Raw genomic sequence first — 18,834 nt, 5'->3', positions numbered from 1 at the left:
TAGGAGACGAAACCCGTCGAGGTCGCTCGGTGGTGCTGGCACAATGGCCGGCCTGCCGACCGGACGGGGATCGACGATGACGACCAATGCGGACCGTGTCCAACCGAACGAGACCACAGTGCCGCTGCTGCACTGCCCGGCCCCGGAGGAGACCCTGGCGTTCTGGCGGGCGCTCGGCTTCGAGGTGGCCTACGAGCAGCTCAAGCCGTACGTGTACCTGGCCTTCACCTGGAGTGGGTTCCAGCTGCACTACGGCCCGGCGCCCAAGGACCTGGACCCGGCGAAGGAGCATTCCGGCGGCTGCCTGGTGATGGTGGACGCGGTGGCGTCGTACCACGCGGTGTTCACCGAGGCGATGCGCCGCAGCTACGGCAAGGTGCTCGTCAAGGGCCTTCCCCGGATGACCCGCTACCGCGCCGGGGCGTCGCGGTTCAGCATCGTCGACCCGTCGGGCAACACCATCGTGTTCATCCAGCGGGACGAGCCGATGGAGGTGGAGTACGGCGGGTCGCAGGAGCTTGACGGGCTGGCCCGGGTGCTCGACAACGCGCGGATCCTGCGCGAGTTCAAGATGGACGACCGGGCGGCCTACCGGGCGCTCGACTCGGGGATTCGCCGCCGCGCCGAGGACGCCCCGGTGGTCGAGCGGGCGACGGCGCTGGCCGGCCTGATCGAGCTGGCAACCGCGTTGGGCAAGGCCGACCGGGTGCCTGAGTGGGGTGCCCGACTCCGGGCGCTGTCCCTGACCCCGGAGCAGCGGACGCAGGTGGCGCAGTACGTCGCCGACCCCACCCTCCTCGAACCGTGGTGGCCCGACCCGAGCTGACCCCTGACCTCCCCGCGCCTCACGCGCCGTCGGTGCAGAGTTGGGAGGTCAGGGCGGTGCGGGCCCACTCCTCCCACGCGTCCGGTGACCAGTCGCGGTCGCGGACGAAGATCAGGTAGAGCTGCGGGCTGAGCAGGCCGAACAGCAGGTCCGCGGCCATCTCGACGGAGAGGCCGGGACGGGTGTCGGGCTTGCCGACCAGGGCTTCGGCCGCCGCGTACTGCACCGTGTAGCGCGGGTCGGGGCCGTCCGGCCACTGTGCGGCGATCTCCGGGTCGGTGGCTGCGGCAGCCGCGATCAGCGGCATGATCGGGGCGACCCGGCCCAGGATCTCGCGGGTGCCGTGGACGTGCGCGCGCAATTGCCCGGCTGCGGTGGGCTCGGCGCACGCGGCGCGAAACCACTCCCGATCCATTGTGGCGACCGGCTCGGTGTCCCCGGCGATGGACGTATCGACGACGTCCTTGAACAGCGTGCGCTTGTTGCGGAAGACGAAGTAGACAGTTTGGACGGCCACGCCCGCCCGGTCCGCGACCTCCTGCAGGCTCGTCGCCCCGTAGCCCTGCGCGATGAACAGCTCGCGAGCCGCCTCGACGACCTTCTCGCGGGTGCGGCGGGAGCGCTCGGCTCGCTTGTCGGGCCGCTTGACTCTGTCCATATTGCGAGCCTACCTTTAGAGTCAGTCACTAGAGTTGCACTCTAAATTCTTGGAGGAGACGATGAACCAGCCCCACGCCACCCCGAACCCGGGACCGGACCTGGCCTCGACGCGGCGCGACACGGAGGAGGAGTCCGTCCACCGCGCGCTGGAGGGCTACTACCGCACCGGCAAGCCACCGTGGGACACCGGCGTGACTCCGCCCGAGCTGATCGACCTGGTGGAGGGGCGCGGCGCACTACCGCCCGGCCGCGCCCTCGAACTCGGCTGCGGCACGGGGACCAACGCCACCTACCTCGCCCGGCACGGCTGGGACGTGGCGGCCGTCGACCTGATCGACCGCGCCGTCGACCAGGCCAGGGAGAAGGCCGCGGCGGCGGGAGTGGCCGTACGGCTGCTGCACGGAGACGCCACCCGCCTCGACGAGCTGGACCTGCCAGGCCCCTTCGACCTGTTCTTCGACCTGAGCTGCTACTGCGGGGTCCCACTGCACCGCCGCGACGCCTACGCCGCCGGGCTCACCCAGCGCGCCGCCCCCGGAGCGCTGTTGCTGATGTTCGGGTACGGCCCCGAGCCGCTCGGCAGTCCGATCCCCGAGGTCACCTCGTGGGCGGCGGGCGTCACCGCCGACGAGCTCCGAGCCAGGTTCACCGGCTGGGAACTGATCGACGTCACGCCGGGCACCAACTCGGTGCCGACCTTCTGGTTCACGCTGCGCCGCGACGCCTAGCACCCTGCGGAATTCCGCCCCGACGCGCCGAAGGTCCGCTTCGCCGTAGGCCAACGTCCGCCTGCCCGCCCGGGGATTCCACAGAACGGCACGAAATTACCGCTTTAGGGTAAGTATGGCCAACCCGCCTAGCTGCTCCGATACCTTTTGAAGGAGAGGAAAACTCGTATTCCTCCCTTCGGGTGCATAAGGAGTCAGAGATGAAGCGCAGCGTCGCGCTCGCGGCAGCCCTCCTGGCAGGCCTGACCAGCGTCGGATCGATCCCGGGGACCGCCTTCGCCGATGGCGGCGGCCCTGGGTACCACGACGACCGCAAGGGGGGTGATCACCACCACGGCGACGAGGGCGCGGTCTTCGTCCAGACCAACAAGGCCGAGGGCAACACCATCAAGGTGTACGACCGCGACGAGGACGGCCGTCTCACCAAGGCCGGCGAGTACGAGACCGGCGGGCTGGGCGGCTTCACCATCGGCGCGCCACTCGACGCGCTGGCCTCGCAGGGTTCCCTGACCTACCACAAGGGGCTGCTGTTCGCGGTGAACGCCGGCAGCAACACCGTGACGGTCTTCCGCGTCGAGGGCACCCGGCTGCACAAGCTCCAGGTCATCTGGTCCGGCGGTCTCCTGCCGGTCAGCGTCGCGGCCCGTGGTGACCTCGTCTACGTGCTCAACGCCGGTGGCGAGGGTTCTGTGCAGGGCTTCGAGCTGCAGAAGGGGCGGCTGTCCCGGATCGAGGACGCCAACCGGTCGCTCGGGCTGCACAACGGCAACCCGCCCGCGTTCGGAACCGCCCCGGCCCAGGTCAAGATCGACCCGGACAGCGAGTTCGTGCTGGTGTCCACCAAGGGCGCCAACGTCATGTTCAGCTACGAGATCGGTCGCCACGGCGAACTGTCCCGCAACCCCGTCATCAGCGACGCGGGCAACACCCCGTTCGGCTTCACCTTCGACACCGAGGACTCGCTGCTGGTCACCGAGTCGGGCGCTAACGCGGTGAGCCGGTTCGAGCTGGAGGACGACGGCGCACTCGACCAGGTCGGCCCGTCGGTGCCCAACGGCCAGCAGGCGCCGTGCTGGATCCAGCGCGTCGGCGACTACTTCTTCGTCGCCAACGCCGGCAGCTCCACCATCAGCTCCTACCGGGTCAACGACGACGGCAAGCTGGAAATCGTCAAGAACGTCGCCGCCGACACCAACGGCGGGTCGATCGACATGACCACCAGCGACGGCTTCCTGTACGTGCAGAACGCCACCGCCGGCAACGTGCAGGGCTACGAGGTCAACGACGACGGCTCTCTGAAGCTCGTCACCACAGTGGAGGGTCTGCCGAAGTTCACCGACGGCATCGGCATGGAGGGCATCGCCGCCTCCTGAGCACGCCACCCGCTGGTCCCGGTCGCTCGTCGACCGGGACCAGCTCCTGTCGGGGGCCGCTAGTCGAGGCTGGCCAACTCGTCAGGCGACAGGACCAGCGCCCCGGCGGCCAGGTTCTCGACCAGGTGATCGGGGTTGCCGGTACCGGGGATGGCCAGCAGGTGCGGGCCGCGGCTGAGGGTCCATGCGATCCGCACCTGTGCCGGCGTCACGCCGTGCGTGCGCGCGATGGCCTCCACTGCCGTGTTGGCGGCCACGCCGCCGGTCTCACGTCGGTCGCCGGCGATCGCGAAGAACGGCACGAATGCGACGTTCTGTTCACCGCAGGTACGCACGAGCTGATCCTGCGTACGTCGGGTGTCCACACCGTACGTGTTCTGCACGCAGACCACCGGGGCGATCGCCTGCGCCTGCGCGAGGTGGTGCGGACGGATGTTGGACAGGCCGAGATGCCGGATGAGGCCGGCGTCACGGAGTTCGGCCAGCGCGCCGAAGTGCTCCGCCACCGAGTCCAGCCCGTCCTGGCGCAGGTTCACGACATCCAACTGGTCGCGGCCGAGTTGGCGCAGGTTCTCCTCGACCTGCCCACGCAGCTGATCCGGCCGGGCCAGCGGCTGCCACTCGCCCGAGGGGTCGCGGCCCGGTCCGACCTTCGTCGTGATGACCAGGTCGTCGGGGTACGGCGACAGCGCCGTGTTGATCAACTCGTTGGCCGACCGGAGCGGCGAGAAGTAGAACGCGGCAGTGTCGATGTGGTTCACCCCGAGGTCGACCGCCTGGCGTAGCAATCCGATGACCCGCGCGCGGTCGCTCGCCGCGCCGGCGCTACCCGTCAGGCGCATCGCGCCGAATCCGATCCGATTGACGGTGAGATCGCCGAGCGTCCAGGTGCCAGCGGATTCCGCACTGATTGTGGTGGTGGGCATTGGGCGAACCTAGCCACCGCCGCTGACCTGCGCAGTCGGGCGTCTGCCCGATACCGATCGGGAAGGATCGCTGTTAGGTTATCTATCGTGGGAAGCGCTTTTCCGGCGGCACAGTGACAGCCTGCGGTTCAAACGGATCCTGACCGCATTCGCGTTTGGCGCTGGCGACAGGCCGTCGCGCGCTAGGAGGCCAACCGCTCGCGCGCGGGGCGCGTCGGTCGAGGCAGTTCGGCACCGCCGTCCGGCTTGTTGATCTCCGACCAGACGGCGTCGAGGGAGAGGCCGAGGACGTCGGCGATCGCCGCGATGGTCGGGAAGGCGGGGGTGGCTATCCGGCCGGACTCGATCTTTCGAAGGGTCTCTGGTGAGACGCCCGCGTCCAGCGCGGTGAGGAGCATCGAACGCTCTCCACGGGCTCGACGCAGGAGCGCGCCGAGGCGCTGTCCGCGTTCGAGCTCTTCGGGAGTGAGCGGCAACCTGACCATGTCCCGATTCTAGTACCGGGATAATATGGCCGGGATACTTATTGGTCGCCCGAGGAAGGCGCTGCATGATCGAGATCCTGAGCCCCACCGACGTGCTGCGAGCGAAGGACACCGGCGCGCTGGTCGCCGGCATCCTGCAGACGTTGAAGAGCCGCTGCGTGGTCGGCACCAACCTTCTGGACATCGACCGGTGGGCGCAGGCCATGATCACCGAAGCCGGGGCGCAGTCCTGCTACGTCGACTATGAGCCGTCCTTCGGGCGGGGGCCGTTCGGCCACTACATCTGCACGTCGGTCAATGACGCAGTGCTGCACGGGTTGCCGTACGACTACCCGCTCGCCGACGGCGATCTGCTCTCGCTCGACCTCGCCGTCTCCCACCGTGGGGTCGTCGCGGACTCGGCCATCAGCTTCATGATCGGCGACGTCCGACCACCGGAGAGCGTCGCGCTGATCGACGCGACCGAGCGCGCGTTGCGGGCGGGGATCGCCGCCGCCGGCCCCGGCGTTCCCATCGGTGACATCTCCCACGCGATCGGCTCGGTCCTCAACGCGGCGGGATACTCGGTCAACACGGAGTTCGGCGGCCACGGCGTCGGATCGACGATGCACCAGGACCCGCACGTCTCCAACACCGGGCGCCCCGGTCGCGGCTACCGGCTACGCCCGGGGCTGCTGCTGGCGCTGGAACCGTGGGTGATGGCGGACACCGCCACGCTCGTCACCGATGCCGACGGCTGGACCCTCCGCAGCGCGACGGGCTGCCGGACGGCGCACAGCGAGCACACCATCGCCATCACCGACGACGGTGCGGATGTGCTCACACTGCCGACGCCCTGACCCGTACGGCACGATCGACGCCCTCATCGGTGAGCCGACGACGGGCCACCCACGATGGGCGATTAACCGCCCGTCGAAGGGGCACGTCCTCCGTGGCGCCCTGCCGGGTCGCGTTCAGAATGAACCGATCGGTCATATTTTCCGTGATGACGGTCAGGGTCACCCACCAGAGTCACGGAGGCACGATGTCAACGGTTCGAACTGGTCCGGTCATCGGACTGCTCGTGCAGATCGTCCTGCTGGCGGTGCTGGCGGAGACGGTCGGTCTGGGCACGGCGGGCTGGGTGGCGGGTCTGGCGTACGGGATGGTCCTGTGCGCCCTGCTCAGCAAGGGGATGTCCCGCTCGGGCGCGGGCGCGCTCAGCCCGGCGGACCGGGTGACCCTGAGCCGGGCGATCCTCGTCGGCGGCGTGACGGCCCTGGCCGCCGACTCGTTCGGCCGGTCGGCGCCGGTCACAGTGATGGTCGTCCTCACCAGCGTGGCGTTGGCCCTCGACGCCGTGGACGGATACACGGCCCGCCGCACCGGGACCACCAGCGAACTCGGCGCGCGCTTCGACATGGAGATCGACTCCTTCCTGGTCCTGGTGCTCTGCCTGCACGTGGCACCCACGGTGGGTGCCTGGGTGCTCGTGATCGGCGCGATGCGCTACCTCTACGGCGCCGCGACCTGGGTGTTGGAGTGGATGCGGGGATCCGCGCCACCGCGGTACTGGAACAAGGTCGTCGCCGCGACCCAGGGCGTGGTGTTGACGGTGGCGATGGCCGACATCCTGCCCGCGCCGCTGACGACCCTGGTGCTTCTGGCGTCGGTGGCACTGCTTGTCGAGTCGTTCGGGCGTGACGTCGCCTGGCTCTGGACGACCCGGCGCCTCCGCCACACCGTCATCCACTGCGCCCCGGACGCGACTGTCCAACCGGCCAGCTCGGCGAGCCACAGCACCCCGAGGGCCGCAGCAGGCCTGGCCGAGCTGACCCCGGGCCAGACCGATGGGCTGCAGTGGTCGGACCGTCCCACTGTCACGGTGGCCCGACGCGGGATCGCCCGCGTCTGAGCCGCCCGGACGCCGCGCCCAACAAAGATCATGGAAGGATGCCCGGGTTGTCGCTCTTGACGCGCGTACGGCAGCTGCCGAGCCAGGGACGGAGGGCGATGACTGGCGGAACCTCCGGCGGGACCGCCGACGGCACCGATGTCGAGGAACGGCCGAGACGCTCCGTCCCCGCCCGGCTGACGACAGTGCTGGCCGCGCTGCTCGTCCTCCTCGTCCTCACCGTGCCGTACGACTTCGGCCGGCTCAGCCCGGCGGCGTTCGCGCGGATCCCCCTGGAGGCGCTGCTGGTAGTGGCCCTCCTGCTCGCTCTGCCCGCTCGCGGCAGCCGACTGGTCGCGACGGTGGCCGGCGCGGCACTCGGCCTGCTCGGCCTGTTGAAGCTGCTCGACCTGGGCTTCACCGCCGCGCTGAGCCGGGCGTTCGACCCGGTGCTCGACTGGGCGCTCCTCGACGAGGGGTTCGCCTTCCTCAGCGAGTCGTACGGCCGACCGGCCGCCATCGGCGTCGCCATCACCCTGGCGGTGGTGCTCGTGGGCCTGCCCACACTGGTCACGCTGTCGATGCGGCGACTGCGGCGGCTGGTGGTCCGGCACCGCACCGGGACCACCCGGATCGTGGCCGCGCTGGTGGTCGTCTGGGTGGCCTGCGCCGCGTTCAACGTGCGGGTGGTCGAGGGCGTGCCGGTCGCCGACACGTCCGCGACCACACTGGCCAACGGTCACGGCTTCCAGGTGCGCCTGCGCCTCGACGACCGCGAGACGTTCGGCGCGCTGATCGAGGCCGACAGGTACGGTGACACCCCCGGTGACCAGCTACTGACCGCGCTGCGCGGCAAGAACGTGGTCGTCGCCTTCGTGGAGAGCTACGGCCGGGACGCCGTCGAGGACCCGGAGTTCGCGCCGCAGGTCGGTGCGGTGCTCGACAGTGGCACCAGCGAGCTGAGCGCGGCGGGTTTCGCCGCGCAGAGCGGCTTCCTCACCTCGCCGACCTTCGGTGGCGGCAGTTGGCTCGCGCACGACACGCTGCTCTCCGGCCTCTGGATCGACAACGACCAGCGGCACCGCACCCTGCTGGCCAGTGACCGGATGACCCTCAACGGCGCCTTCCGCCGGGCGAACTGGCAGACCGTCGGCGTGATGCCCGCCGTCACCAGGGCCTGGCCGGAGGGTTCCTTCTTCGGCTACGACCGGTTCTACGACGCCAGGAAGCTCGCGTACCGTGGCCCGAAGTTCAGCTTCGGCACCCCGCCCGACCAGTACACCCTGGCCAGCTGGCAGCGCCTGGAGCAGGCGAAGCGCGACGGCAATGTGATGACCGAGCTGGCACTGGTGTCGAGTCACGCGCCCTGGACACCCGTCCCGCCGCTGCTCGACTGGGCCGACGTCGGCGACGGCGCGGTCTACCGTGGGGCCGGCGTGGGCAGGTCCGACGACAAGCGCCGCAACACCGCCCAGATCCGGGCGGACTACCGAAAGTCCATCGAGTACACCCTCGGCGCGCTCATCTCCTACGTGCGGACCCACGGAGACGACGACCTCGTGTTCATCGTCCTCGGTGACCACCAACCAGCCGCAGTCGTCACCGGCGAGAACGCCAGCCACGACGTCCCGATCTCGATCATCACCCGGGACCGGGCCGTGTTGGACCGGATCTCCGGGTGGGGCTGGCAGGACGGGCTGAAGCCCGGGCCGCAGGCGCCGGTCTGGCGGATGGACGCCTTCCGGGACCGGTTCCTGACCGCTTTCGGACCGTAACCCGGCCACCTCTCTCACGGACTGGACCCCAGACAGATGACGGCTACCACCGACACCAGGATCGCCGCGCTCCGGACCGACCCGACACTGTCGCTGCTGCACCGGTCCCTTGACGTCTACTACGGCGATCCCGAGCGGGACGCGAGGATGGACGCGTTCTACTCCCGCTTCGTCAGCGGCGGGGACCTCGTCTTCGACATCGGCTCCCACGTGGGCGACCACATCGCCAGCTTCCGTCGCCTCGGTGCCCGGGTCGTCGCTGTGGAACCGCAGCCGCTGTGTCTGCGCGCCCTGCGGGCGATCTACGCCGACGACGACAAGGTGACAGTTGTGGACGCAGCGTGTGGCGCGCTCTCTGGGCGCACCCGGTTGCACGTCAACTCCGCCAACCTCACCGTCTCGACCGCCTCACCGGACTTCGTCCGCGCCGCGAGGGGCGCGGGCGGATGGGAGGGCGAGGTGTGGGACACCGACATCGAGGTCGCGGTGGTCACCGTCGACGCGCTGATCGAGACGTACGGCGTGCCGACCTTCACCAAGATCGACGTTGAGGGTTTCGAGGACGAGGTGCTGGCCGGCCTGAGCCGCCCGCTGCCCGCGTTGTCGTTCGAGTTCACCACCATCGCGCGTGCGGTCGCCGACAGGTGTCTCGATCGCCTGACCGCGCTGGGCTTCGACGGGTTCGACGTCGCGATGGGCGACGACAAGTCGATGACGTTCCGACGCTGGATGTCAGCGGCCGACCTGGCGACGCACCTGCGCGACCTGCCGCACTCCGCTAACTCCGGCGACGTGTACTGCGTGGCGCGCGACAGGCAGACCATCACCACGCCGTAGCCGTACCCGACGTCAGATCATGCGCAGGACGAGCGCGGCGGAGACCGCCAGCTCACGATCGAGCACCTCGTCCCGGGGGACGAACACCATCGCCTGCCCCTCACCGAGGACCACGTCCTCCTGACGGGCCGTGGTGGTGCCACGGAACACGTGGACAGTCACGGTGTGCGGGAAATCCGCCTCGTACGGGCGCGGTCCGCTCCACAGCGGGTGCAGCTCACCCACTGTCAGACCAGTCTCCTCCAGTAGTTCGCGGCGGGCCGCCTCCTCCGGTGACTCGCCGGGCTCGACATGGCCACCCGGCAGGCTCCACTGGCCCGGCGAGACGGCCACATCCTCGTCGCGGTGCTGCAGGAGCACCGCGCCCGACGGATCGACGAGCAGCACGAGGGCGACGCTGTAGGTGGCCATGACGAAACCGTGCCACGTCGCCGCGAGCATGTCGACGACGGCCACGCCCGGGTCGCGTAGGCTCCGCGGATGGACCTCGATGATCTTCCGCTTGCCGAGTTCGCGTTTCCGGGGCCACTGCGGGACAGGCTCGTTGACGCGATCCTGTCCGGGGCGAAGACGTCGACGACCGGTCTGCTGGTCGGGTACGAGTGCGCGAACGAGCCGCTGCCCGAGGTGGGTCAACTGTCCGCCGTGGTGGACTCCGCCGGCCGCCGGGTCGGGGCCATCGAGCTGACCGATGTACGGGTGGTCCGCCTCGCCGACGTCGACCTGCCACACGCGCTGGCCGAGGGGGAGGGCGACGAGTCGCTGGCCCAGTGGCGTGCGGGGCACGAGGAGTTCTGGCACAGCGCCGAGGTACGCGCCGAGCTGGGCGATCCGGCGTTCACAGTGGACGATGACACGCTGGTGGTGACCGAACGCTTCCGGCTGCTGCACGTGGCCTGAGGGTGTCCGACCGCTGTGGAGGTCCGAGCAGTGGGCCACGCCGTCGTGCACTGTCACCTATGCTCGGCGCGTGATCCCCCCGGCACTCGAGATCCGTGGCCTGGTCAAGACCTTCGCGGCGCATCGCGCTGTGGACGGCGTCGATCTGACCGTGCACCCCGGCACCTTCCACGGCATTGTCGGGCCCAACGGCGCCGGCAAGTCCACCACCATCGGGATCGCAGTCGGTCTGGTCACCCCGGACTCCGGGCAGATCCGGATCCTCGGCCACGACGCGCTGCGCGACCGCCGTAGGACCCGCGCGCTGACCGGCGTGCTGCCCGACGGCCTCGACTTCCCCGAACGCCTCACCGGCGCCGAACTGCTGCGCTACAGCGCCGGCCTGCGCGGGCTGCCCCGGGCTGCGGCCACCGACCGTGCCGCCGAGCTGATCGAGGTGCTCGGCCTGGCCAAGGGCGCCGGCACCCCGTTGGCCGACTGCTCCACCGGCACCCGCAAGAAGCTCGGCCTCGCCCAGGCGCTGCTGCACGCGCCCCGGCTGCTCGTGCTCGACGAACCGTTCGAGGCGGTCGACCCGGTCTCCGCGGCCACCATCCGCCGGGTGCTGCGCCGGTTCGTGGCCGGCGGCGGCACCTGCGTGCTGTCCACCCACTCGATGCTGCTCGTCGAGCAGATATGCGACGAGGTCACCGTGATCCATCAGGGCCGGGTGGTCGCCGCCGGGACGGTCACCGAGGTCGCCGCCGGCAGCAGCCTGGAGGACCGGTTCGTCGAGTTGGTCGGCGCCGAAACCTCCGGCAGCGCCGGTCTGGACTGGCTGACCGGGGCACGATGAGCGCGGAACTGACCGCCCCCGACCGGTTGGGCGGCACCCTCGGCGCGATGGCGGTACCGGCCCGGATGCGCGCGACGATGCTGCGTCGCTCGTTGCGCGAGCACCCCGGCCCCACGGTGGCCGGTCTGGTCGGTCTGCTCGCCGCCGCCTGGTTGATCCGGTACGCGCTCCGCGGTGACCAGCACACACTCGGCCTGCTCGCCGGGGCGTGGGTTCTCGGCTGGATCGTGTTGCCCCTGCTGCTCGGCGGCGGTCGTGGCCGGGTCCGCCCGGCCCACCTGCGGTTGGAGCCGATCGGCGGGGTTCCGGCCGCGATCGGTCTGCTCGCCGCGTCGGCGATCGGTATCGGTCCGGCTGTCTCGCTGGTGGCACTCGCCGCGCTGCCGGTGCACGCCACCCGGTACGGCACCGTCGCGGTCCTCGTCACCGCCGGCGGCGCGGTGCTGCTCTGGCTGCTCGGGCTGATCGGCTCGGCCATCGCGCTGGAGGTCGTCGGCCACGCCGGCGGTCCGGCCGGGGCGCTGCTCACCGGCGTCTTCACCGGTACGGCGATGGGTGTCGCCGGGTCGCTCTGGGCGGTCTTCCCGTGGGTGTCGGTCCTGCTCGTGGCAGCGCCGGGAGAGGTGGTCCGGGCCATGGCGTACGTGCCGAGCGCCTGGCCGGTCGCCGCCGTGACCGGGCCAACCGGGCAAGGGGTGCGCCTGATGGCGACCCTGGTGGGAATCGTGGCGCTCTGCGCCGCCGCGTACATCATGCTTGTCCGAAGGGTGATCGCCGCCGGCGCGGCGTTCCGGCCGCGCCGGACCGTGGCGGCGTCGACGGCCGCGGTTGAGCGCGAGTGGTGGGCGTGGGTGCCGGCCGCGACGCGGGCGGTCGCGGGCCGTGAGTTGCGGGCCTGGACGCGGCATCCGCTGCGGTTGCAGTATCTGGCGTTCGCTGTGGTGTACGGGGCGCTGCTCGCCGGGCTGCCGCTGCTGTCCGACGTGGACCTCCTGCTGCCGTGGGCCGGGCCGCTCGCCGTGCTCGGCGCGGCGGCGATGTCGGCCGGGCTGGTCGGGCTGGACGGCACCGCGCTGTGGCTGCCGCTCACCACACCGGGCGGCGAACGGGCGGAGGTCCGGGGACGGGCAGTGGCCTGGCTGGTGCTGGTCACCCCGATCGGGGTGCTGCTTGCCGTCGCCGGTGTCCTCCTCGCGCCCGACGTCGACCCGCTGGCAGCACTCTCCACCCTGCCGGCCCTGCTCGGCGCGGGCGCGTCGGTGCCGGTGTGGGTGTCGTTGCTGCGCGTACGCCCGGTGGCCGACCCGCGGCATCCGACCGCGGCCGACAACCCGACCGACATCGTCAGCGTGCTGGTTGCCACAGCGGCCGGGCTGCTCGCCGCCGCGCCGGTGCTCGCCCTGGCCTTCTGGGGCCCGTCGGCGGTGGCGCCGCTGTTGCCGCTGGTCGGGCTGCTCGGAGGCGCCGCCGCCTGGTGGGGTGGCGTGTGGTTGGCCGACGAGCGGCTCGCCCGGCGCGGCACGACTGTGCTCGCCGCGGCCGGTCAGCGGAGCCGCCCCCCGGAGACGGCGCTCCCGCTGACGTGGGACGCGCAGTGGTATCGGGAGAACAAGTCGACAGCGTGGGCGCTGGGGTTGCTGACCGTCGGGTGGATTCCGGTGATCCCGCAGGGGTTGATGCCGCTGGCGTTCGGAATCGACAGCGGGTGGATCGTGGCCGGTCACCTGGGCGGGAGCGCGCACACGGCGGTGGGGTTGGCAATGGTCGGTCTGGGCGTCGCGATGCTGCTCACCGGCCTGGTGCTGTGGGATCGTCGAGCGCAGCCCGGCGGCTCCTGATCCACAGCTCTACCACAGCGCCAGTTGACCCTCGACCTCGTCCGTGTGTGGCTCCCGGAGCTGCCAGAGGCGGAGCACCCCGAGGCGGGCGTCGTGCGTCATCCACCGCCCGTGTCCACCGGCGGACCGGATCGAGTTCTGGGGCATGTCGACGCCGTACTCCAGCACGGTCTGCGGGCGCAGCGTGCGGGTGGAAAGCAGGAGATGCTGCTCGGCGTCACCCTCGTCGGTCGCGACGCCGACAATGACCCAGTCGTCGGATACGACGGCCGCGGTCTCGTGCATCCGGTAGTCGTCGGAGTCGCCGAACTCCGGGATGTCGTCGTAGCGGCGCTCCACCCGGGCACTGTCGTCGGCGACATCGCGTATCGCGATCCGGCCGCTGCCGTGCGGCATGGAGAGGTAGAAGCTCCCGCTGGCGTTCATGTCGGCCAGACAGCCGTTCAAGCTCTGCCCGGCGGCCAACCGCCGATCGCCAGTCGTCCAGCGGTAACTGAGGCAGGTCTCCGATCCCACAGCGACATGCAGCCCGACGTGCTGTCGATTGGCGTCCAGGATGAATGTGGCGAAGCCCTCAACGGTCTGAAGGGGGCGCCGGTCCACCTCGGACCCGCCCCCGGACGCGTCCAACACGACGAGTTGGTCGCCGGCAGCGTCGGGCAGAAACAACCAGAGAAGGTCGTCCCCGGCCAGGTGACAACTCGGCCGGGGCCAACCTGTCGAGAAGACAGTGCCGTGGTCGACCTCCCACAGGACCCGGCCATCGGCGCTGCGGACCTGCACCTGGCGGGGTCCCACGAGCGCGAACCGCGACAGGTCCGCAGCCACGCCGACGGCCAGGCTCGGGTCCTCGTCGGAGGACTCCCACGCCAGCGCGACGGTCAGGTCCGAGTGCAACACGCGCAGCGAACGATGGCTCCACGCCAACAACCCCGTGCCGGTCAGCCACTCGACGACGGTCGGCGGCGTCATCACTGTCTCGGCGATCAGCAACGGGCGCACAGCCGTGAGCCTACGCACGACGAGGAGCTGTGGTCGTGCTCGCAGTCAGGAGCCATGGCAGTGGATGCCGCAGGCGTTACAGCATCGCCAGAGGGGCCAGGGGTACGCCGTCGACTCCGTCGAGCCTCATCAGCTCGCCCACGCCAGATCCTTGTCCGTTCAGGGGCATCTCGAACCGCCACGACTCGTGCGTCATCTGCGGTTGGAGCTGCGTGGACAGGTCACCCTTGCCCTGGCACCGCTTGCGCAGGCGCTCGTACGCCTGCTCGCGGGTTTCCAGGGACACCTCAGTGACACTGGGCATCGACCGGAGCTGCTGCTCCACGCTGCCCTTCTGCGCCACGGTCACGTCGTTGTCGAGGAAGACGGTCAACGCCACGTCCCCGGGTTCCTCTGGTTTCGAGGTGCAGGCGGGAAGGGCGAGCAGGACGACGAGTGACAGTAACGGTGCTCCGCGGCGCATGGGCGCAGATCGTAGCCATCACTCGCGCGCATCGCCGTCCCCTGACAGCTGACGTCGCCGCTGGGAGGTCGTCAGGATCTCGGTGCCGGGGCTGGTCTTCGTAACAGTGGTCCGCCAGACTGCGCGGTATGCGTGATCGGTGGCGCCGGTGGGCGTGGGTCGGAGTGCTCGTCATCGGGTTGATCCTCTATGTGGCGGTGCTGCGGACCTTGGTCAGCACCAAGAATCCGAACTTCGTACCGGCGTTGATCCTGCTCGGGTCAACGCTTGTGCCGTTGACGTTCCTGACGTTCGCGCAGGCCCGGACCGGGCGGTGGCAGGTGCCGGCGTCGGTGCTGGTGACGTCGGCGTTCTTCGGCGGTGTGATCGGCACTGTGGTCGCCGGCACCCTTGAGTACGACACCCTGCGCGGCCTCGGCACCCTGCCGATGCTGTTCGTCGCGTTGATCGAGGAGTCGGCGAAGCTGATCGTTCCGGTGGTGCTGCTGTTCACGGTGGTGGCCCAGCGTCGCCGCCGGGTGCCCTCCGACGGGCTGATCATCGGCATCGCCGCCGGCATGGGGTTCGCCGCGCTGGAGACGATGGGCTACGCCTTCAGCGCGCTGCTGAGTTCGCAGGGCAACATCGGCGCGGTGGAGCAGACGCTCTTCATCCGGGGCCTGACGGCGCCCGCCGGTCACACCGCGTGGACCGGGCTGACCGCCGGCGCGCTCTGGGCGTTGCTGGCGAGCCCGAGCGTCGCTCGGCTCTTCGGGTTCATCGGCACGTTCGTGGGTGTCGTCGTCCTGCACACCCTTTGGGACACGTTCTCCGGTTCGCTGGTCTTCGTCGTGTTGGCGATCATCAGCATCGGCTGGTTGTTCTGGGAGCTGCGCCGCTACCGGACCTTCAGCGACCAGCTGCAACCGCACTGACCAGCGCCGTACTCCCATGCCTCTCCCGGCCCTCGCACCACACTGCCGGGGGAGGCATGACTGTTGGTGATCTCGCTGCGACCGGGCCGGCACCTCATCTAACGTCAGAGTGTTCATATTTGGCGGGATAGGTCGGGAAGGTGCGGCGATGGGGGTGCGCAGCTGGTTCGAGGGCTGGCCGGTCTACCGCCAGCTCACCGGCACGGACCCGCTGGGCCGGGGTGCCGCGGCGAAGTCCGACGGGTCCCGCGCGCTCACCGCCCGCACCGATACCGCCGATTCGATGGCGCGCTCCGTCTGCCCGTACTGCGCTGTGGGTTGTGGTCAGCGGGTGTTCGTCAAGGACGGGCAGGTCAGTCAGATCGAGGGTGATCCGGACAGCCCGATCTCGCGGGGTCGGCTCTGCCCGAAGGGTTCGGCGAGCAAGAGCCTGGTCACCAGTCCGCTGCGGCAGACCACTGTCCGCTACCGCCGGCCGTACGGCACCGAGTGGGAGGACCTCGACCTCGACACGGCGCTGAACATGATCGCCGATCGGGTCCTGGCCGCCCGGGACGAGACCTGGGAGGACGTCGACGCCGAGGGTCGACCGCTCAACCGGACGCTGGGTATCTCCAGTCTGGGTGGGGCGACGCTGGACAACGAGGAGAACTACCTCATCAAGAAGTTGTTCACCGCGATGGGGGCGTTGCAGATCGAGAACCAGGCCCGTATTTGACACTCCTCCACCGTCCCCGGTCTGGGGACCAGCTTCGGTCGTGGCGGCGCCACCCAGTACCAGCAGGACCTGTCGAACTCCGACGTCATCGTCATCCAGGGTTCGAACATGGCCGAGGCGCACCCGGTGGGCTTCCAGTGGGTGATGGAGGCCAAGCGTCGGGGGGCGAAGGTCTTCCACGTCGACCCGCGGTTCACCCGTACCAGCGCGCTGGCTGACTCGTACCTGCCGATCCGCGCGGGCACCGACATCGCGCTGCTCGGCGGGGTGGTGCGCTACATCCTCGACAACGAGCTGGACTTCCGGGAGTACGTCGTCGCCTACACCAACGCCGCGACGATCGTGACCGAGGAGTACGCCGACACCGAGGACATGCACGGCCTCTTCTCCGGCTTCAACGACGACAACGCCACCTACGACCAGGCCAGTTGGCGGTACGAGGGTCACTCGCAGAACCAGACGACCCGCGACAGCGAGACGCAGCGGGAGACGGCGGCCGGACTGGAGAACGAGTCGCACGGCGCGCCGGTCGGCGGCGAGACCCAACGTGACGAGACGTTGCAGCACCCCCGCTGCGTCTACCAGATCCTCAAGCGGCACTTCGCCCGCTACACCCCGGAGATGGTGGAACGGGTCTGCGGCATCCCGCAGGAGAAGTTCTTCGAACTGGCCCGGGCGTGGACCGAGAACTCCGGCCGGGACCGCACCGGCATGCTCGTCTACTCGGTGGGTTGGACGCAGCACAGCGTCGGCGTGCAGTACATCCGCACCGGCGCGATCATCCAGCTCCTGCTGGGCAACATGGGCCGCCCGGGTGGCGGGGTGATGGCGCTGCGCGGGCACGCCAGCATCCAGGGCTCGACCGACATTCCGACGTTGTTCAACCTGCTGCCGGGCTACCTGCCGATGCCCCACCACGCCGAGCACCCGACCCTGGACAAGTGGGTGGACAGCATTGCGCACCCCGGGCAGAAGGGCTTCTGGGGCAACGCCCGCACCTACGGCGTCAACCTGCTCAAGGCGTACTGGGGTGACGCGGCCACCGCCGACAACGACTACTGCTACGGGTACATGCCGCGGATGACCGGCGACCACGGCACCTACCAGCAGGTGCTCGACATGATCGACGGGAAGATCAAGGGCTACTTCCTGCTCGGGCAGAACCCGGCTGTCGGTTCGGCGCACGGCCGGGCGCAGCGTCTCGGCATGGCTAACCTCGACTGGCTGGTGGTCCGGGACCTGTTCATGATCGAGAGCGCCACCTTCTGGCAGAACGCGCCGGAGATCGAGACCGGCGAGATCGCACCCGAACGGTGCCGCACCGAGGTGTTCTTCCTACCGGCCGCGTCGCACGTGGAGAAGGAGGGCACCTTCACCCAGACCCAACGGCTGTTGCAGTGGCGGGAGAAGGCCGTCGAGCCGCCAGGCGACGCCCGCTCCGAACTCTGGTTCTTCTACCACCTCGGTCGCGTCATCCGGGAACGGCTCGCGACGTCGACGAAGCCACGCGACAGGGCGCTGCTCGACCTCGCCTGGGACTACCCCACGCACGGCCCGAACGTCGAGCCGAGCGCCGAGGCGGTGCTGCGCGAGATCAACGGGTACGACGTGGCCACCGGCCGGCCGCTGGCGTCGTTCACCGAGATGAAGGACGACGGCTCCACCGTCGGCGGTTGCTGGATCTACACCGGGGTGTACGCCGACGGCGTCAACCAGGCGGCCCGCCGCAAACCCGGCTCGGAGCAGTCCCTGGTGGCGCCCGAGTGGGGTTGGGCGTGGCCGGCGAACCGGCGCATCCTCTACAACCGTGCCTCCGCCGACCCCGACGGCAACCCGTGGAGTGAGCGCAAACGATACGTCTGGTGGGACGCGGACAAGAGCGAGTGGACAGGCTACGACGTGCCGGACTTCGAAAAGACCAAACCGCCGTCCTACCGACCGGAACACGGCGCCTCGGGTGTGGCGGGCATCGCCGGCGACGACCCGTTCATCCTCCAGGGAGACGGCAAAGGCTGGCTGTACGCGCCCACCGGCGTGCTCGACGGACCGATGCCCACCCACTACGAGCCGGTCGAGTCGCCGGTGCGCAACCCGCTCTACCGACAGCAGGCCAACCCGACCCGCAAGGTCTACACCCACCCGATCAACACACTCAACCCGAGCCCGCCGGAACCGTACAGCCAGGTGTTCCCGTACGTGTTCACAGTCAGCCGGCTCACCGAGCACCACACCGCCGGTGGGATGAGCCGGACGGTGTCGCCGCTCGCGGAGCTGCAACCGGAGATGTTCGTCGAGGTGTCGCCGGAGTTGGCTGCCGAACGTGGTCTCACCCACCTGGGGTGGGCACACCTGGTCACCGCCCGTGCGGCCGTCGAGGCGCGGGTGCTGGTGACCGACCGGCTCACCCCGTTGCGGGTGGACGGTCGGGTTATCCACCAGGTGTGGTTGCCGTACCACTTCGGTTTCGAGGGTCTGGTCACCGGTGACTCGGCGAACGACCTGTTCGGCATCAGCCTGGACCCGAACGTGCTGATCCAGGAGAGCAAGGTCGGCACCTGCGACATCCGATCCGGGCGGCGCCCGCGAGGCGCCGAGCTGCTGGCTCTCGTCGTCGACTACCGGCGACGGTCCGGCGACCTCAACCCGCACTATCCACCGCAGGTCACGACCGACTCCGCGGA

Annotated in this window: 16 protein-coding genes and 2 pseudogenes; 12 read left to right on the top strand and 6 right to left on the bottom strand. The window is 69.9% G+C overall.

Features of this window, described 5'->3' with window-relative positions; genetic code table 11:
- Nucleotides 1–76 precede the first annotated feature (76 nt).
- A complete protein-coding gene (locus MED01_RS16665) occupies nt 77–826 on the top strand; it encodes a DUF8817 family protein (protein ID WP_238669482.1) in 750 nt (249 codons plus the stop codon).
- Between the two features lie 19 nt (nt 827–845).
- Here the strand turns inward: MED01_RS16665 and MED01_RS16660 are convergent, their stop codons facing one another.
- Nucleotides 846–1,484: a TetR/AcrR family transcriptional regulator gene (locus MED01_RS16660; protein ID WP_238669481.1), complete on the bottom strand. Its 639-nt coding sequence runs from the start codon at nt 1,482–1,484 to the stop codon at nt 846–848.
- 61 nt (nt 1,485–1,545) lie between these two features.
- Here MED01_RS16660 and MED01_RS16655 point away from each other — a divergent pair, with 61 nt between their 5' ends.
- Both MED01_RS16655 and MED01_RS16650 read left to right on the top strand, forming a co-directional pair.
- Entirely contained in the window at nt 1,546–2,214 is a 669-nt protein-coding gene (locus MED01_RS16655; protein WP_238669480.1) for a class I SAM-dependent methyltransferase, read from the top strand.
- A gap of 200 nt (nt 2,215–2,414) precedes the next feature.
- Complete coding sequence (locus MED01_RS16650; RefSeq protein ID WP_238669479.1) at nt 2,415–3,587, top strand: lactonase family protein; 1,173 nt, start codon at nt 2,415–2,417, stop codon at nt 3,585–3,587.
- Nucleotides 3,588–3,646: 59 nt separating this feature from the next.
- Here the strand turns inward: MED01_RS16650 and MED01_RS16645 are convergent, their stop codons facing one another.
- Complete coding sequence (locus MED01_RS16645; protein ID WP_238669478.1) at nt 3,647–4,513, bottom strand: aldo/keto reductase; 867 nt, start codon at nt 4,511–4,513, stop codon at nt 3,647–3,649.
- 182 nt (nt 4,514–4,695) lie between these two features.
- The gene (locus MED01_RS16640; protein ID WP_238669477.1) at nt 4,696–4,998 is read right to left on the bottom strand and encodes a helix-turn-helix domain-containing protein; all 303 of its coding nucleotides are present in this window, start codon (nt 4,996–4,998) and stop codon (nt 4,696–4,698) included.
- A gap of 65 nt (nt 4,999–5,063) precedes the next feature.
- Here MED01_RS16640 and map point away from each other — a divergent pair, with 65 nt between their 5' ends.
- The 4 genes and pseudogenes from map to MED01_RS16620 all read left to right on the top strand — a co-directional run bounded on the left by map (nt 5,064) and on the right by MED01_RS16620 (nt 9,483).
- Nucleotides 5,064–5,837 (top strand): type I methionyl aminopeptidase, encoded by a 774-nt coding sequence (map, locus tag MED01_RS16635; protein ID WP_238669476.1) that lies wholly within the window; start codon nt 5,064–5,066, stop codon nt 5,835–5,837.
- 185 nt (nt 5,838–6,022) lie between these two features.
- Nucleotides 6,023–6,715 (top strand): annotated as a pseudogene (locus MED01_RS16630) (CDP-alcohol phosphatidyltransferase family protein); the annotation flags it as partial.
- Between the two features lie 275 nt (nt 6,716–6,990).
- Entirely contained in the window at nt 6,991–8,646 is a 1,656-nt protein-coding gene (locus MED01_RS16625; RefSeq protein ID WP_238669475.1) for a sulfatase-like hydrolase/transferase, read from the top strand.
- A gap of 36 nt (nt 8,647–8,682) precedes the next feature.
- Complete coding sequence (locus MED01_RS16620) at nt 8,683–9,483, top strand: FkbM family methyltransferase (protein WP_238669474.1); 801 nt, start codon at nt 8,683–8,685, stop codon at nt 9,481–9,483.
- Between the two features lie 12 nt (nt 9,484–9,495).
- Here the strand turns inward: MED01_RS16620 and MED01_RS16615 are convergent, their stop codons facing one another.
- Complete coding sequence (locus tag MED01_RS16615; RefSeq protein WP_308193490.1) at nt 9,496–9,939, bottom strand: NUDIX hydrolase; 444 nt, start codon at nt 9,937–9,939, stop codon at nt 9,496–9,498.
- 24 nt (nt 9,940–9,963) lie between these two features.
- Here MED01_RS16615 and MED01_RS16610 point away from each other — a divergent pair, with 24 nt between their 5' ends.
- The 3 genes from MED01_RS16610 to MED01_RS16600 all read left to right on the top strand — a co-directional run bounded on the left by MED01_RS16610 (nt 9,964) and on the right by MED01_RS16600 (nt 13,056).
- Entirely contained in the window at nt 9,964–10,383 is a 420-nt protein-coding gene (locus tag MED01_RS16610; RefSeq protein WP_238669473.1) for an ASCH domain-containing protein, read from the top strand.
- A 70-nt stretch (nt 10,384–10,453) separates the two neighbouring features.
- Nucleotides 10,454–11,218, top strand: a complete 765-nt coding sequence (locus tag MED01_RS16605) for an ABC transporter ATP-binding protein (protein WP_238669472.1) — start codon at nt 10,454–10,456, stop codon at nt 11,216–11,218.
- Nucleotides 11,215–13,056: a hypothetical protein gene (locus MED01_RS16600; protein ID WP_238669471.1), complete on the top strand. Its 1,842-nt coding sequence runs from the start codon at nt 11,215–11,217 to the stop codon at nt 13,054–13,056. The genes MED01_RS16605 and MED01_RS16600 overlap by 4 nt, the downstream gene beginning before the upstream one ends.
- A 9-nt stretch (nt 13,057–13,065) precedes the next feature.
- On the opposite strand, the gene MED01_RS16595 is transcribed toward MED01_RS16600, so the two are convergent.
- Together MED01_RS16595 and MED01_RS16590 are read right to left on the bottom strand one after the other, a co-directional pair.
- The gene (locus MED01_RS16595; protein WP_238669470.1) at nt 13,066–14,058 is read right to left on the bottom strand and encodes a hypothetical protein; all 993 of its coding nucleotides are present in this window, start codon (nt 14,056–14,058) and stop codon (nt 13,066–13,068) included.
- A 76-nt stretch (nt 14,059–14,134) separates the two neighbouring features.
- Complete coding sequence (locus tag MED01_RS16590; RefSeq protein ID WP_238669469.1) at nt 14,135–14,521, bottom strand: permease-like cell division protein FtsX; 387 nt, start codon at nt 14,519–14,521, stop codon at nt 14,135–14,137.
- Between the two features lie 128 nt (nt 14,522–14,649).
- Here MED01_RS16590 and MED01_RS16585 point away from each other — a divergent pair, with 128 nt between their 5' ends.
- Nucleotides 14,650–15,435 carry a PrsW family intramembrane metalloprotease gene (locus tag MED01_RS16585; protein ID WP_238669468.1) on the top strand — a complete coding sequence of 262 codons (786 nt, stop codon included), beginning with the start codon at nt 14,650–14,652 and terminating at the stop codon, nt 15,433–15,435.
- A 148-nt stretch (nt 15,436–15,583) separates the two neighbouring features.
- Nucleotides 15,584–18,832, top strand: a pseudogene (gene fdh, locus MED01_RS16580) (formate dehydrogenase); the annotation flags it as partial.
- Nucleotides 18,833–18,834 lie beyond the last annotated feature (2 nt).

Origin of the sequence: Micromonospora alfalfae, from assembly GCF_022230925.1 — a bacterium.
GTDB classification, from domain to species: Bacteria; Actinomycetota; Actinomycetes; order Mycobacteriales; family Micromonosporaceae; genus Micromonospora; species Micromonospora alfalfae.
Note: the sequence above shows the minus strand (reverse complement) of the source record. Positions and strands in the feature narration are given on the sequence as shown.